The sequence below is a fragment of the Nonomuraea sp. NPDC050783 genome, from assembly GCF_040802095.1.
Classification (GTDB): Bacteria; Actinomycetota; Actinomycetes; order Streptosporangiales; family Streptosporangiaceae; genus Nonomuraea.
The window spans coordinates 93152-108446 of record NZ_JBFAHK010000007.1 but is presented as its reverse complement, the minus strand read 5'-3'; the positions used below and the strand labels follow the sequence as shown (position 1 = coordinate 108446).

Below are 15295 nucleotides of genomic sequence, written 5' to 3'. Positions count from 1 at the left end.
TCAGCTCCAGTCCTTCATGATCCCGTGGTACTGCTCGCTGACCTTCTTGAGCATGTCCGCGGGGGCCGACTTGCCGCCGACGAGGTCCTGGTAGCCCTCCAGCAGCGGCTGGAAGAGCTGGCCGCCCTCCGGGATCCACGGCCGCGGCACCGCCGTGTCCATGATCGGCTTGAACACCGCGACGTCCCGGTTGCCCTGCACGTCCGGGTCGGCGTAGGCCGAGGTGCGGGTCGGCAGCAGGCTGATCTCCTTGGCGATCTTCGCCTGGGCCTTCTGGGTGGTCATGAAGCGGACGAACTCGTAGGCCGCCGGGATGTTCTTCGAGCCGGCGTAGATGGCCAGGTTCCAGCCGCCCGTGGGGGCGGCGGCCTTGACCGAGCCGGCCGGGACGGGCGCGATGCCCAGGTTCTGCTTGTCCTTGAACTCCTTGCCCTGGTAGATCTCCGACAGCGCCCAGGGGCCGTTGTAGATCATCGCGGCCTTGCCCTCCTTGAGGGCGGTCATGGCGTTGGCGTAGCTCTCCGTGGTCGCGGGCTTGGGCGCGGCGCCGGAGCTGATGAGGTCGGAGACGGTCTGCATGGCCTTCACGTTGGCCGGGGAGTCGATCACGATCTTCTTGCTCTGGACGTCGAGCAGGTCGCCGCCCTCGCCGTAGATGAACGGCAGCAGGAAGTAGGAGTCCACGTTGAGCGCCAGCCCCTCGGCGCCGGTCTTGGCCTTGACGTCGAGCGCGGTCTGCTTCAGCTCGGCCACGGTCTTCGGCGGCTCCTCGTGGCCGGCCTCCTTCAGCAGCCGCTTGTTGTAGATGAGCGCGAGGGTGTCGGTCACCTGGGGCACGGCGTAGGTCTTGCCGTTGTACTTGGTGCTGCTCAGCGGGCCGGGCAGGAAGTCGTCGGGCCGGTCCACCGCCCGGGTGCCGTCCAGCGGCTGCAGGTAGCCCAGGGAGGCGAACTGGGAGGTCCAGGCCACCTCCGAGCGGATCACGTCGGGCGCGCCGCTGCCGGCCTGGGCGGCGGTCTGGAACTGGTTCTGCGCCTGGTCCGACGGCACGTTCACATATGTGACCTTGATGCCGGGGTAGGCGGCCTCGAACTCCTTGATCAGGGCCTGGAACGTCGGGCCCTCGCTGTCGGGCCGGGTGGTGTCCCACCACGTCACCTCGCCGGTGATCTTCGTGGGGTCGGAGACCGATGCGGCGGGCGCGGCCGGCTCGCCCCCGCCTCCGCCTCCGCCGCAGGCGGCGACCGCCAGCGTCAGGCTCGCAAGGACGGTCGCGGCAGGTAAGACGGCAGGAAAGAGTCGTCGCATGTCCTTCTCCTCACAGCGCTTTATGAGGTGGAGCAAGCCGGAGGTTACGCCGACGTGACGCGGTCGGGTAGAGGGGTGCGTAAGGATTCTGCAAGTTGTTACATTCCTTCGGCCCCTCATTTCAGAAATTTCCCGAAAGACTTGCAGAAGGCGTGGGAGACCTGGCCCCCGGGGCGGAAATCGCGTAAGCAGGCAGAGATGAAGGACCTGCTGGTGGTGCACGACCGGCGCGCGGACCCCGACGGGTGGGGTCTGCACGTGTGGGGCGACGTGGCGGACCCGACCGAGTGGCACGCGCCGCTGCCGCTCGCGGGCGAGGACGCCTACGGGCGCTTCGCCTGGATCCCGCTGCTACCGGGCGCCCGCGAGGTCGGCGTGCTCCCGCACCGCGGCGGGACCACCGACGGCGGCGACCGCCTGGTGGACCCGGCACGCACGCCCGAGATCTGGCTGGACGAGGGCCGCGACGGCTTCTTCCCCTCGCGGGCGGCGGCCGACGGGTACGCGGTCGTCCGCTACCGGCGGCCGGACGGCGCGTACGGCGGGTGGAGCCTGCACCTGTGGGGCGACGCGGTGGCCCCCGAGGCGGTCACGGAGTGGGCACGCCCGCGGGAGCCGGACGGCGTGGACTCCTTCGGCGCGTACTGGCGGGTGCCGCTGCGCGACCCCGCCGGGGTCCTGAGCTTCGTCGTGCACGCGGGATCGGCCAAGGACCCCGGGCCGGACCAGCGGATCGTCCCGGCGGCGCAGCCGGAGGCGTACGTGAACTCGGGCTCGGCCGCCGTCCACCCGACCCGGGCCGCCGCCGACGGCGTGATCGTCCTGCACCACCACCGCCCGGACGGCGACTACGACGGCCTGGCGCTGCACCTGGCGGACGGCGTCCGGGTGCGGCCGGCGGGCCGGGACGCCTTCGGGGCCGTGTTCGAGGTGCCGCTGCCGGAGGGGGCGCGCAGCCTCGGCTACGATCTGCGCAGGGACGGCGACCCCGGCCCGGGCGGGGAGCGGACGCTGGAGACCGCGCTGTCCGGGCACGAGGTGTGGTGGGTGGCGGGGGCGGCGGGCCCCGTCCTGCCCCGCCCCGCGCCGCCGGACGCCGACCTGCGGCGGTGCCGCGCGCACTGGATCGACCGCGACACGGTCGTCTGGCGGATCCCCCGCTCGCTGCACCACACCCTGACCTTCACCCCGGACGCCACCCTCACCTTCACCGGCCACGACCTCACCCTGAAGGACAACACCCCCGCCCCCGTCCCCTCCGGTTCCCCCTTCTCCCAGGAGGCCGGCACCTCCGAGGACGGGAACTCCAGGAACGCAGCCCTCCCCGCCCCCTCCCCGAAGGGCAGCGCCCCTGAGGACGGGCACTCCGGGGACACCACCCCCTCCCCCAAGGACGGCACCCCCGAGGACGGCCACCCCGGAAACACCACCCCCTCCCCCAAGGACGGCACCCCCGAGGACGGCCACTCCGGAAACACCACCCCCTCCCCCAAGGACGGCACCCAGGGGGACGGAGCGGCCGGGGGCGGTGGTGAGGGGGGAGCCGGGGTCATCCGCCTGGTTCCCGGTGAGCTGACCGCCGAGCAGCGGCGCCGGTGGCCGCACCTGGCCGGGTACACCGTGCTGAAGGTGCACCCGCACGACGCCCCGCTCGCCCGTACGGCGCTGCGCGGCCAGGTGGTGGCCGTGGCCCGGGACGCCACCGGCGCGCTGGTCGCGGCCACGGGCGTGCAGCTCCCCGGCGTCCTGGACGACCTGTACGCCGCGGCCGCCACGGCCCCGCTCGGCCCCACCGGCCGCCTGCGGCCCCGCCTGGCGCTGTGGGCCCCGACCGCGCGGCGGGTGGAACTCGCGCTCTACGCCCGCGCCCACCCGGCCGGCGCTCTCCTCGACACCGCCACTAGCGCCCCCACCAGCACTCCCACCGGCACCCCCACAGCTCGCCCGGCCGCGCGGCGCGGCGGTGCCCGCACCGTGTACCCCATGCGGCGCGACGACAGCACCGGCGTGTGGTCCGTCCACGGCTCGCCGTCCTGGATGGGCCGCGACTACACCTTCCTCGTCACCGTCTACTCCCCCGCCGCGGGCCGGATGGTCACCAGCGAGGTCACCGACCCCTACAGCCTGGCCACGGCCCCGGACGGCGTCCGCAGCCGCCTGGTCCGCCTGGACGCCGCCGCGACCAAGCCCCCCGGCTGGGACCGCCTGGTCAAGCCGCCCCCCGTGCCACCGCACCGGGCGGCGATCTACGAGCTGCACGTGCGCGACTTCTCCGCCTCCGACACCACGGTCCCCGAGGAGCTGCGCGGCACGTACGCCGCCTTCGGGCTCGACTCGGCCGGAACGCGGGAGCTGCGCGCCCTGGCCGCCGACGGCATCACCCACGTGCACCTGCTGCCGGTCTTCGACCTGGCCACCGTTCCCGAGCGCCGCGCCGACCGCACCGAGCCCGGCGACGACCTGGCCGCGCTGCCGCCCGACTCCGAGCGCCAGCAGGAGATCGTCGCCCGCACCGCCGCCACGGACTCCTTCAACTGGGGCTACGACCCGCTGCACTACACGGTGCCGGAAGGCTCGTACGCCACCGACCCCGACGACCGGATCCGGCAGTTCCGCGGCATGGTGGCCGCGCTCAACCGGGCCGGGCTGCGCGTGGTCATGGACGTCGTCTACAACCACACCCACTCCGAGGACGTCCTGGACCCGATCGTCCCCGGCTACTACCACCGCCTCCTGGAGGACGGCTCCGTGGCCACCTCCACCTGCTGCGCCAACACCGCCCCCGAGCACCTGATGATGGGCCGGCTCGTGGTGGACTCGGTCGTCACCTGGGCCCGCCAGTACAAGGTGGACGGGTTCCGCTTCGACCTGATGGGCCACCATCCCAAGGAGAACATCCTGGCCGTGCGCCGCGCGCTCGACGCGCTCACGGTGGCGGACGACGGCGTGGACGGCCGCTCGATCATCCTGTACGGCGAGGGCTGGAACTTCGGCGAGGTCGCCGACGGCGCCCGTTTCGAGCAGGCCACGCAGGCCGGCCTGGCGGGCACCGGCATCGCGACGTTCGCCGACGGGCCCCGGGACGCGGTGCGCGGCGGCGGCCCGTTCGACGCCGACCCGCGCGTGCGGGGTTTCGGCTCCGGCCTGGCCGGCCCGCCCGGCGGTGATCCCAACGACGGTGATTCCGCAGGCGACGATCCCGCCGACGGTGGCCCCGCCGACGGTGGCCCTGCCGACGATGGCCCCGCCGACGGCGGTCCCGAGCAGCGGCGGGCCCGGCTGGCCCACTACAGCGACCTTGTCAGGATCGGCCTGACGGGCAGCCTGCGCGACTACGTGCTGCCCTCCGGCCGGAAGGCGTCAGAGGTCCGCCACAACGGCTCCCCCGCCGGGTACGCCGCCGAGCCGGGCGAGTGCGTCCTGTACGTGGACGCGCACGACAACGAGACGTTGTTCGACGCGCTGGCGTACAAGCTGCCGCCGCGCACCCCGATGGCCGACCGCGTACGCATGCAGGTGCTGTCGCTGGCGGTGGTGCTGCTGTCGCAGGGAGTGGCGTTCGTGCACGCGGGCAGCGAGCGGCTGCGCTCGAAGTCCTTCGACCGTAACTCCTACGACTCCGGCGACTGGTTCAACCGGCTGCTGTGGGACTGCTCGGCGGGCAACGGGTTCGGCGGCGGCCTGCCGCCCCGGGCCGACAACGAGGCCCGCTGGCCGTACGCCCGGCCGCTGCTGGCCGATCCGGCGCTGCGGCCCGGCTGCGAGGCGATCGGCGCGGCCCGCGAGCGGTTCGGGGAGCTGCTGCGCGTCCGCTCCTCGACGCCGGCGTTCGCGCTGGGCTCCGGGGAGGAGGTGCGGCGGCGGCTGACGTTCCCGGCCTCGGCCGAGGGCGTGGTCGCCATGCACGTGGACACGGCCGGCCTCGATCCGCGCTGGCGCTCGGTCGCCGTTGTGTTCAACGCCACCCCGCTGGAGCGCGCGCAGCGGATCCCGGCGCTGGCGGGGCGGGAGGTGGCGCTGCACCCGGTGCTGGCCGCCTCGGCGGACCCGGTGGTGCGGGCGTCGGCGGCCGACCGGGCGAGCGGCACGCTCACCGTGCCGGGCCGGACGGTCGCGGTGTTCGTCGCGACGTGACGTTTCGATCTCCCGGCTCCGGGCAGCGGGCGCAGGACGGACGAAAGGTTTATGTCCAAGACAAATCGCTGGAAATGCCGGGAACAACGGCGCAGACTGGATAGACGGCGATCGCGTGGAGCATGGAGCACCCGTGGACAATCACCTTGATCACATGCCGGTCCTGTCCCGCGGCAGACACCGCAACCCGAAGCGCGGTGCCTGTTTCATGGAACTGGCCTCCTACCTTGCCGGGGAACGATGGAGCGACCATCCGGCCTGCACGCACCCGCTGCTGGCCGCGCTGGCCCGCCTGGTCAACGACAACGTCGGTGACGAGACCCGGGCCGCACTGGTCCCGCTCGTCCCGTCGATCATCGGGCTGGCCGGCGACGACCTGCGCGTGGACGCGCGCATCGCGCTGCGCTGCGCCACGACGGCGCTGCCGGTGGCCGCGGCCGAGCGCCAGCTCGCGCTGGCGGTGTCGGTGCTGGCGGCCGAGGAGATGCTCGCCAGGCTGGACGGAGCGCCGCCGGGCCGGCTGAGCGAGGAGAGCAGGCGCGCCCTGGAGGAGGTGCCGCACGCGGCCGAGCAGGCCAGGCGCTTCAGCCGGGCAGCGAAGATCAGCGAGAAGGGCTTCCGCCGATACGCCGCGCCGAACGCCGTGCAGCTCGCGGTGGTCGGCATCGTCCAGGCGTGCGTCGCCGACCCCGACGCGCTGCTGCGGCGGCTGCTGGAGGAGACGATCGCCGACTGCGCCGCGATGATCCAGCCCACGACCGCCGGACCCGCGTCCCGGGTGCCGGTGTCGGCGCCGGCGCGCGTCTGACCTCCGGGTCGAGATCCCCGCGGCCACGCACCGCGGGGATCTTCTCGCACCCGCCCCGCCACGGAACGTGACGATCACTTGGCGGAGCGGCCTTTCCGCAGGTCAGGCAAGCCTTTCCTTCGTTGCGGATCTTCTCGCAGAACCATACATTCTGGACGAGAGACCCGTAAGTGGAGGAATTTCCATGACTATCGAGCTCGCCCAGCCGTACTCCCCCGAGCAGCACCACACCCACCGGGACGTGACCGGCGGCTGGCTGCGTCCGGCGGTGTTCGGGGCGATGGACGGGCTGGTCTCCAACTTCGCGCTGATCGCCGGCGTGGTGGGCGCGGCGGGCACCGGCGGGAAGGCCGCCGTGCTGGCCGGGTTCGCCGGGCTGGCCGCCGGGGCGTTCTCGATGGCGGCCGGCGAGTACACCTCCGTGAAGTCGCAGACCGAGCTGATGCGCGCCGAGATCGCCGTGGAGCGGCGCGAGCTGGCCCGCAACCCCGAGGGCGAGCGGGCCGAGCTGGCCGCGCTCTACGAGTCGCGCGGCCTCGACCCCGAGCTGGCGCGGCGGGTGGCCGAGGGGCTGTCGGCCGACCCCGAGCAGGCGTTGCGCGTGCACGTGCGCGAGGAGCTGGGGGTCGATCCGGACGACCTGCCCTCGCCGTACGTGGCGGCGGCCTCGTCGTTCCTCGCCTTCGCCGCCGGCGCGCTGGTGCCGCTGGCGCCGTTCCTCTTCGGGGCCGGCGGGCTGGCGGTCGCCGTGGTGCTGAGCGTGCTGGGGCTGTTCGGGTTCGGCGCGGCGGTGGCCGCCATGACGGCGCGGCCCTGGTGGCTCGGCGGCCTGCGCCAGCTCGCCCTCGGCGCCGGCGCGGCCACCGTGACCTTCGGCCTGGGCCACCTCCTCGGCGTCACCGTGGCCTAGGAGCGAAGCCGTCCCCGCGATCGGCACCGTCCCCGCGATCGGCACCGCCCCCGCGATCGGCACCGTCCCCGCGATCGGCACCGCCCCCGCGTCGGCACCGCCCCCGCGTCGGCACCGCCCCCGCGTCGGCACCGCCCCCGCGTCGGCACCGTCCGCGCTCCTTCGGCGCCTCCATCGTGAAGTCGTTGAACCGCTCGTGGCAGGTGCGCGCCGCCGGCGCCACGGCCGTCCGTCCAGCCGGTGCCAGGCTGCGGGCCGGAGAAGCCGTGCCCCGGCAGCGACGGGATCACCAGGTGGAAGGTGTCGGCGGCCTGGCCGCCCGCCGTGGGACACGGGATCGGCACCGGGTGCGGCTGCGCTACCGGGGGCTCGGCGGCGTCAACGCGCGAAGTCGGGACGCGCCGGCTGGTGCGCACCTCGCGCCGCCGGCACCTGATGGCGCGGGACGTGGTCAAGGACGACCTGCGGGCCTTCCGGGCCGGCCGGATCGAGGAGCCGATCGGGCCGACGCCGGGCTACGGGCGGGAGGCGGTGGCGAGTCTGAGGCCGAGGGCGATCAGGCTGGTGCCGGTCACGGCGTCCACCGCGCGGCGCACGCCCGGGCGGGCGAAGAGCCTGCGCAGGGTGCCGACGACCGTGGCCACCGTCAGGAACCAGGCGACCGTCCCGGCCAGCGCCACCAGCGACAGCAGGAGCGCCCCGGGCAGCGCCGCGTCCGCGCCGGCGAACTGCGGCACCAGCGCCACGAAGAACAGCGCCGCCTTGGGGTTGAGGGCGTTGGTGAGCAGGCCCTCGCGGAAGGCGGCCCAGGCGCCGCGCCGGGCGGGGCCGGGCAGGTCCAGCCGCAGCTCGCCGCCGCCGCGCAGCGCCGCGCGCAAGGCCTTCGCCCCGAGGTAGAGCAGGTAGGCCGCGCCGGCCACCTTCACCACGGTGAACGCCGTCGCCGAGGCGGCCAGCAGCGCCGCCACGCCGGTGGCCGCGGCCACCACCCAGGCGGACACGCCCACCGCGATGCCGAGCGCGGCCGCCATGCCGTACCGGCGGCCCGAGAGGGCCGAGCGGCGGACGACGACCGCGAAGTCGGGGCCTGGGGACATGGCCCCGAGCAGGACAACACCGCCGAACGTCATGATCTGCGTCAGAGAGGTCATGGCGTCACCTTACGGGCCCCGCCCGGGGCGGCAGGAGGTGGAGGTCAGCGCCGCTTGGGGCGCCACTTCTTGAAGATCGCGCGCAGCGTCAGGAGCAGCACGACGGCGACGAACTGGCCGCCGAGGACGATGCGGTTGACGTCCACGGCGGGCTGCCACTTCACCTCGCCGTTCTTGATCACGAACACCCCGGCGGGCGTGGCCCCGTAGCCGAAGCCGAGGCCGCTGCCGCCGCCCTCCTCCTTGTCGTTCCTGCCCTGCCCCTGACCCGCGCCGCCGCCCTGGGCGATGCGCGCGACGGGGACGACCACGACGTCGCCGTGGTGAATCGGCTCGCCGAAGACGTGCTTGACGGTGGCCGAGTCCTTCGACCGTTCGACCAGCTCCATGATGTCCATGGCCCCATCCTCGCCCAGGAGCGGCCCGGCCTCCACTCGAAGCGGAGGCCGGACGCCAGGGTCGGGTGCGGGAGGCCAGGTACGGGAGGCCAGGTGCGGGGTCAGGCTCCGGGGTCAGGCGCGGCGGCCGCGCAGCTCGCGGTAGCGGCGGACCAGGCGCTCGGTCGAGGGGTCGGGGAAGCTCGCCGGCGGCTCGTCCGAGGTGAGGGCGGGGGCGAGGTCGAGGGCCATCTTCTTGCCCAGCTCGACGCCCCACTGGTCGAAGGAGTCGACGCCCCAGATCGTGCCCTCGACGAACACGATGTGCTCGTAGAGGGCGACGAGCTGCCCCAGCGTGGACGGCGTCAGCTTCGGCGCGAGGATGGTGGACGTGGGCCGGTTGCCGGGCATGACCTTGTGCGGGACGATGCCGGGCGCGGTGCCCTCGGCGGCGATCTCCTCGGCGGTCTTGCCGAACGCCAGCGCCGACGTCTGCGCCAGCAGGTTGGCGGTGAGCTGGTCGTGCATGCCCTCGCGGTCTTCGTACGGCTCGGCGAAACCGATGAAGTCGGCGGGGACCAGCCGAGTGCCCTGGTGGAGGAGCTGGTAGAAGGCGTGCTGGCCGTTGGTGCCCGGCTCGCCCCAGAAGATCTCGCCGGTGGGAACGGTGACCGGGCTGCCGTCGGCGCGCACCGACTTGCCGTTGGACTCCATCGTGAGCTGCTGCAGGTAGGCGGGGAAGCGGTGCAGCCGCTGGCTGTAGGGCAGGACGGCACGCGTCTCGGCGCCGAAGAAGTCGGTGTACCAGATGCCGAGCATGGCCATGATCACCGGCATGTTGGCCTCGAACGGCGCGGTGCGGAAGTGCTCGTCCATGGTGTGGAACCCGTCGAGCATCTCGCGGAAGCGCTCCGGCCCGACGGCGATCATCAGCGACAGCCCGATGGCGCCGTCGTAGGAGTAGCGGCCGCCCACCCAGTCCCAGAAGCCGAACATGTTGGCGGTGTCGATGCCGAACTCGGCGACCTTCTCGGCGTTGGTGGACACGGCCACGAAGTGCCGGGAGACGGCCTCGTCGCCGAGCGCCTCGACCAGCCAGCGGCGGGCGACGCGGGCGTTGGTGAGCGTCTCCAGGGTGGTGAAGGTCTTGGAGCTGACCACGAACAGGGTGGTGGCCGGGTCGAGGTCGCGCAGGTTGCCCACGATGTCGGCCGGGTCGATGTTGGAGACGAAGCGGGCGGAGATGCCGGCGTCGGCGTAGTCGCGCAGCGCTTCGTAGGCCATGGCGGGGCCGAGGTCGGAGCCGCCGATGCCGATGTTGACCACGGTCTCGATGGGCCTGCCGGTGGCGCCCTTCCACTCCTTGGAGCGCACCCGGCCGGCGAACTCGCTCATCTTGTCGAGCACAGCGTGCACGTCGGCCGGCACGTCCTGGCCGTCGACCGTCAGCTCCGCCTCGCGCGGCATGCGCAGCGCCACGTGCAGGACGGCGCGGTCCTCGCTGACGTTGATGTGCTCGCCGCCGAACATCGCCTCGATGCGCTCGCGCAGACCGGCCCGCTCGGCCAGGGCCAGCAGCAGGCCGACGGTCTCCTGGGTGGCGCGGTGCTTGGCGTAGTCGAGGTAGAGGTCGCCGGCGGTCACCGTCATGCGCTCGGCCCGGCCGGGGTCCTCCGCGAACAGCTCGCGCAGGTGCCGGCCGGCCAGCTCTTCCTGGTGCTTGCCCAGCGCCGCCCACTCCTGGCTCTGGGTGATGTCGCCGCTCACGTGTCTCCTCCTCGCATCGCCAACCGTGCAAACCGATCGAACCGATCAAGCCTCGGGTCCATCGTTCCGTAACCCCGTACCCACCGCGGCCGATTCCGCGCACGGCGGAGCCGTGTCTTTGCGAGCCATGTGGCATTCGCGGGATCGCCGGGATATCTGTCCCCTCGCAGGGGGTTCAGGGGGTTCTGTGGAGGAAGGGGCACTGGCATGGAGCACATAGACGCGTACTGGCGTGCCGCCAACTACCTGTCTGTCGGACAGATCTACCTGCTGGACAACCCGCTGCTGGCCGAGCCGCTGCGGCCGGAGCACATCAAGCCCCGCCTGCTCGGCCACTGGGGCACCACCCCGGGGCTGAACTTCTGCTTCGCGCACCTGAACCGGGTGATCAAGGAGCGGGACCAGGACATGATCTACATCGCCGGCCCCGGGCACGGCGGCCCGGCGACGGTGGCGCACGCCTGGCTGGAGGGCACCTACACGGAGCGCTATCCCGACATCACCCAGGACGTCCAGGGCATGCGGGCGCTGTTCCGGCAGTTCTCCTTCCCCGGCGGCATCCCGAGCCACGCGGCGCCGGAGACGCCCGGCTCGATCCACGAGGGCGGCGAGCTGGGCTACTCCCTCGCGCACGCCTACGGCGCGGCGTTCGACAACCCGGACCTCGTGGTGGCCTGCATCATCGGGGACGGCGAGGCCGAGACCGGCCCGCTCGCCGCGAGCTGGCACTCCAACAAGTTCCTCGACCGCGGCCGGGACGGCATCGTCCTGCCGATCCTGCACCTCAACGGATACAAGATCGCCAACCCGACGGTGCTGGCCCGCATCCCCGAGGGCGAGCTGCTCAAGCTCATGGAGGGCTACGGCTACCGCCCGCACGTCGTCGGCCCCGACCACGAGGAGATGGCCGCCACCCTGGACCTGTGCTGGGAGCAGATGGCCGCCTACAAGAGCGGCGACGCCGACCGGCTGCCGATGATCGTCCTGCGCACGCCCAAGGGCTGGACCGGTCCGAAGGAGGTGGACGGCAAGCCGGTCGAGGGCACCTGGCGTGCCCACCAGGTGCCGCTGGCCACCGTCCGGGAGAACCCGTCCCACCTGGCCATGCTGGAGGAGTGGATGCGCTCCTACCGGCCCGAGGAGCTGTTCGGCTCGGACGGCCGGCCGGTCGGGCTCATCCGCGAGTCGGTGCCCGAGGGCCCGCTGCGGATGAGCGCCAACCCGCACGCCAACGGCGGCGAGCTGCTGGAGCCGCTGCGGCTGCCCGACTTCCGCCGGCACGCCGTCGAGGTCAAGGCCCCCGCCGAGCAGCAGAGCGAGCCGACCCGCGTGCTGGGCGGGCTGCTGCGCGACGTGATCGCCGCCAACCCGAGCACGTTCCGGCTGATGGGCCCGGACGAGACCGCCTCCAACCGGCTGCAGGCGGTGTTCGAGACCACCGACCGCGCCTGGGACGCCGAGCTGCTGCCCACCGACGAGAACCTGGGCACCGGCGGCCGGGTGATGGAGGTGCTGTCGGAGCACCTGTGCCAGGGCTGGCTGGAGGGCTACCTGCTGACCGGCCGGCACGGGCTGTTCAACTGCTACGAGGCGTTCATCCACATCGTCGACTCGATGTTCAACCAGCACGCCAAGTGGCTGGAGTCGTCGCAGAAGATCTCGTGGCGGCGGCCGGTGGCGTCGCTGACGTACCTGCTGTCGTCGCACGTGTGGCGGCAGGACCACAACGGCTTCAGCCACCAGGACCCCGGCTTCCTCGACGTGGTCGTCAACAAGAAGGCCTCCGTCGTGCGGGTCTACCTGCCGCCGGACGCCAACACCCTGCTCTCGGTGGCCGACCACTGCCTGCGCTCGCGCGACTACGTCAACGTGATCGTGGCCGGCAAGCAGCCGGTGCTCGACCTGTTCACCATGGACGAGGCGATCGCGCACAACACGCGCGGCCTCGGCATCCTGCCCTGGGCCTCCAGCGACGAGGGCAGCGAGCCGGACGTGGTGCTGGCCTGCGCCGGCGACGTGCCGACCCTGGAGACGCTGGCCGCCGCCGCCATCCTGCGCGAGCAGCTGCCCGAGCTGAAGGTGCGCGTGGTCAACGTGGTGGACCTCATGCGACTGCAGCCGTCCACCGAGCACCCGCACGGCATGCCGGACGCGGAGTTCAACACGCTGTTCACGGTGGACCGGCCGGTCATCTTCAACTTCCACGGCTACCCGTCGCTGATCCACCAGCTCACCTACCGCCGCCACGGGCACGCCAACATCCACGTGCGCGGCTACAAGGAGGAGGGCACCACCACCACGCCGTTCGACATGGCGATGCTCAACGACATCGACCGCTTCCACCTGGTCATGGACGTCGTGGACCGCGTCCCCGGGCTCGGCTCGAAGGCGGCCCACCTGCGGCAGCGCATGAGCGACGCGCGGCTGCACGCCCGCGCGTACACCCGCGAGCACGGCGAGGACCCGGCGGAAATAAGCTCCTGGACATGGCCGGCCACATTCTCGTCCTGAACACGGGATCATCCTCGATCAAGTACGAACTGGTGGACGTCCGGACCCACGAGCGCCCGGCCAAAGGGCTGGTCGAGCGCATCGGCGAGGAGTCCGGACGGCTCACCCACCGCGCCGGGGACGGGCCGCCGTACGTGCGGGAGCGGCCCTTCCCCGGCCACGGCGAGGGGCTGGAGGCGATGCTGGAGGCGTTCGCCGCGGCCGGCCCCGCGCTGGACCCCGTCGCGGTGGGGCACCGGGTCGTGCACGGCGGCACCCGCTTCGACGGGCCGGTGCTGGTGGACGACGGGGTGATCGCCACCATCGAGGAGCTGGCCCCGCTCGCTCCCCTGCACAACCCGGTCAACCTGGCCGGCATCCGGGTGGCGCGCGAGGCGTTCCCCGGGGTGCCGCAGGTGGCGGTGTTCGACACGGCGTTCCAGCTCGCGCTGCCGCCGGAGGCGTACACGTACGCGGTGCCGCGCGAGTGGCGCGAGCACCTGGGCGTGCGCCGTTTCGGCTTCCACGGCACCTCCTGCGCCTACGTCTCCCGCCGCGCCGCCGCGCTGCTCGGCCGCGACCTGGCCGAGCTCAACCTCATCGTGCTGCACCTGGGCAACGGCGCCAGCGCCACCGCGATCTCCGGCGGGCGCAGCGTGGACACCTCGATGGGCCTGACCCCGCTGGAGGGGCTGGTCATGGGCACCCGCTCCGGCGACGTGGACCCGGCGCTGGCCGGCTACCTCGCCCGGGTGGCCGACGCCGACCCGCAGCGGGTCGAGCACGAGCTCAGCCACCGCGGCGGCCTGCTGGCGCTGGCGGGCACCAACGACATGCGGGAGGTGCGCGCCCGCGACGACGACGAGGCCCGGCTGGCCCTGCGGATCTACACCCGGCGCATCCGCAAGTACGTCGGCGCCTACTACGCGCTGCTGGGCCGGGTGGACGCGATCGTCTTCACCGGCGGGGTCGGCGAGCACGACGCCGCCACCCGCGCGGAGTCCACGGCCGGGCTCGAACGGCTCGGCATCGTCGTGGACCCGGCGCTCAACGAGGCGGCGGGCGGCGGCGAGCGGGCCGTCTCCCCCGCGGGCGCGGAGGTGCCGGTGCTGGTCGTCCCGACCGACGAGGAGTGGGAGATCGCCCGCCAGGCGCTCGCCCTGATCGGCGACGGCGCGTAGGGGACGGCGCGTAGGGGACGGCAGGGCCGAGAGGGCGACGGGTCGGGGACGGCCGGTCAGGGGCGGCCGGTCAGGGGCGGCCGGTCAGGGGCGGTGGTGCGGCACGGCGGGGACCCAGAACTCCACCGTCGTGCCCGTGCCGCGATCGCCCCGGATGTCCCACCAGCCGCCCGCCGTCTCGGCCCGCTCGCGCATCTCGATCAGCCCGAAGTGCCCGCCCCGCCGGCCCCGCCCGCCCCGCCGGGCCAGCCCGACGCCGTCGTCGTGCACCCGCACGTGCACGCCCTTGGCGCGCGAGGCCAGCGACACGGTGACGGAGGCGGCGCCGGCGTGCCGGGTGACGTTGGTCAGCGCCTCCTGGCAGATGCGGAAGACCGTGATCGCCGCCTCGGCCGGCGGCTCGGCGTCGAGGTCGTGCGCCAGCTCGTACGTCACGCCGGTGCCCTGCATGGCCGTCTCCATGTACGTGACCAGGCTCTCCACCAGCCCGTCCACCGGCGGGCGCAGCCGGAAGGCCAGCTCGCGCAGGCGTTGCACGGCGGCGTCCACCGCCTCGTCGATGCCGCGCACCGCGTCGGCGTGCTCGCGCGGCAGCCGCGGCTCCAGCAGCCGCAGCAGCATGCCGACCGCGACCATCGACTGGATGGTGTCGCCGTGCACGTCGTTGGCGATACGGCGGCGCTCGCGTTCCTGGGCCTCGATGAGGCGGGCCAGCAGCATGCCGCGCTCGTCGAGGGCGCGGGCCATGCCGCGCCGCTCGGTCAGGTCGCGGATGACGTTGCCGAAGCCGCGCAGGCCGCCGCGCTCGTCGTGCAGGGCGGTGATGACGACGCCGGCCCAGAACCGGGTGCCGTCCTCGCGCAGCCGCCAGCCCTCCTCCTCCCACTGGCCGTCGGCGGCGGCGACCGCCAGCTCCGCGGCCGGCTTGCCGGCCGCGACGTCCTCGGCCGGGTAGAGCACGGAGAAGTGCCGGCCGACGATCTCCTCGGCGGCGTACCCCTCGATGCGCTGGGCGCCGGCGTTCCAGCTGGCGATCCTGCCGAGGGGGTCGAGCGTGAAGATGGCGCAGTCGCGGATGCTCTGGACGAGCAGCCGCATGTCCTCCGGGGGACGGTCGCGCTCGGGCATAACGCAGCCTTTCACGGCCGGTCGGGGAACCGGGACCGATC

At 73.2% G+C, this 15295-nt stretch carries 10 protein-coding genes; 5 read left to right on the top strand and 5 right to left on the bottom strand.

From position 1 onward, the window contains the following. Positions 1-1308 carry an extracellular solute-binding protein gene (locus tag AB0H75_RS20735; RefSeq protein ID WP_367798393.1) on the bottom strand — a complete coding sequence of 436 codons (1308 nt, stop codon included), beginning with the start codon at positions 1306-1308 and terminating at the stop codon, positions 1-3. 198 nt (positions 1309-1506) lie between these two features. On the opposite strand from AB0H75_RS20735, the gene pulA reads away from it, so the two are divergent. From pulA to AB0H75_RS20720, 3 genes are all read left to right on the top strand, one after another. Then, positions 1507-5442, top strand: a complete 3936-nt coding sequence (gene pulA / locus AB0H75_RS20730; RefSeq protein ID WP_367798391.1) for a pullulanase-type alpha-1,6-glucosidase — start codon at positions 1507-1509, stop codon at positions 5440-5442. A gap of 208 nt (positions 5443-5650) precedes the next feature. Further along, positions 5651-6250, top strand: coding sequence for a hypothetical protein (locus AB0H75_RS20725; RefSeq protein ID WP_367798390.1), 600 nt, complete (start codon positions 5651-5653; stop codon positions 6248-6250). A gap of 184 nt (positions 6251-6434) precedes the next feature. After that, positions 6435-7160 (top strand): VIT1/CCC1 transporter family protein, encoded by a 726-nt coding sequence (locus tag AB0H75_RS20720; RefSeq protein ID WP_367798388.1) that lies wholly within the window; start codon positions 6435-6437, stop codon positions 7158-7160. A gap of 515 nt (positions 7161-7675) precedes the next feature. Here AB0H75_RS20720 and AB0H75_RS20715 read toward each other — a convergent pair. The 3 genes from AB0H75_RS20715 to pgi all read right to left on the bottom strand — a co-directional run bounded on the left by AB0H75_RS20715 (position 7676) and on the right by pgi (position 10455). Continuing rightward, the gene (locus tag AB0H75_RS20715; RefSeq protein ID WP_367798386.1) at positions 7676-8311 is read right to left on the bottom strand and encodes a LysE family translocator; all 636 of its coding nucleotides are present in this window, start codon (positions 8309-8311) and stop codon (positions 7676-7678) included. A 44-nt stretch (positions 8312-8355) separates the two neighbouring features. Next, the gene (locus AB0H75_RS20710) at positions 8356-8709 is read right to left on the bottom strand and encodes a spore germination protein GerW family protein (RefSeq protein ID WP_367798384.1); all 354 of its coding nucleotides are present in this window, start codon (positions 8707-8709) and stop codon (positions 8356-8358) included. A gap of 114 nt (positions 8710-8823) precedes the next feature. Beyond that, entirely contained in the window at positions 8824-10455 is a 1632-nt protein-coding gene (gene pgi / locus AB0H75_RS20705; RefSeq protein WP_367798382.1) for a glucose-6-phosphate isomerase, read from the bottom strand. Between the two features lie 207 nt (positions 10456-10662). Here pgi and AB0H75_RS20700 point away from each other — a divergent pair, with 207 nt between their 5' ends. Continuing rightward, positions 10663-12966, top strand: coding sequence for a phosphoketolase (locus tag AB0H75_RS20700; RefSeq protein ID WP_367798380.1), 2304 nt, complete (start codon positions 10663-10665; stop codon positions 12964-12966). Then, a complete protein-coding gene (locus AB0H75_RS20695; RefSeq protein WP_367798378.1) occupies positions 12942-14126 on the top strand; it encodes an acetate/propionate family kinase in 1185 nt (394 codons plus the stop codon). Before AB0H75_RS20700 ends, AB0H75_RS20695 begins: the two co-directional genes overlap by 25 nt. A gap of 84 nt (positions 14127-14210) precedes the next feature. Here the strand turns inward: AB0H75_RS20695 and AB0H75_RS20690 are convergent, their stop codons facing one another. Beyond that, positions 14211-15254: a PAS domain S-box protein gene (locus tag AB0H75_RS20690; RefSeq protein WP_367798376.1), complete on the bottom strand. Its 1044-nt coding sequence runs from the start codon at positions 15252-15254 to the stop codon at positions 14211-14213. Between the last annotated feature and the right edge of the window lie 41 nt (positions 15255-15295).

Coding starts and splice junctions, on each gene's coding strand:
- AB0H75_RS20725 (WP_367798390.1), top strand. CDS start 5,651: ATGGAACTGGCCTCCTACCTTGCCGGGGAACGATGGAGCGACCATCCG.
- pulA (WP_367798391.1), top strand. CDS start 1,507: ATGAAGGACCTGCTGGTGGTGCACGACCGGCGCGCGGACCCCGACGGG.
- AB0H75_RS20720 (WP_367798388.1), top strand. CDS start 6,435: ATGACTATCGAGCTCGCCCAGCCGTACTCCCCCGAGCAGCACCACACC.
- AB0H75_RS20710 (WP_367798384.1), bottom strand. CDS start 8,709: ATGGACATCATGGAGCTGGTCGAACGGTCGAAGGACTCGGCCACCGTC.
- AB0H75_RS20715 (WP_367798386.1), bottom strand. CDS start 8,311: ATGACCTCTCTGACGCAGATCATGACGTTCGGCGGTGTTGTCCTGCTC.
- AB0H75_RS20735 (WP_367798393.1), bottom strand. CDS start 1,308: ATGCGACGACTCTTTCCTGCCGTCTTACCTGCCGCGACCGTCCTTGCG.
- AB0H75_RS20695 (WP_367798378.1), top strand. CDS start 12,942: ATGGCCGGCCACATTCTCGTCCTGAACACGGGATCATCCTCGATCAAG.
- AB0H75_RS20690 (WP_367798376.1), bottom strand. CDS start 15,254: ATGCCCGAGCGCGACCGTCCCCCGGAGGACATGCGGCTGCTCGTCCAG.
- AB0H75_RS20700 (WP_367798380.1), top strand. CDS start 10,663: ATGGAGCACATAGACGCGTACTGGCGTGCCGCCAACTACCTGTCTGTC.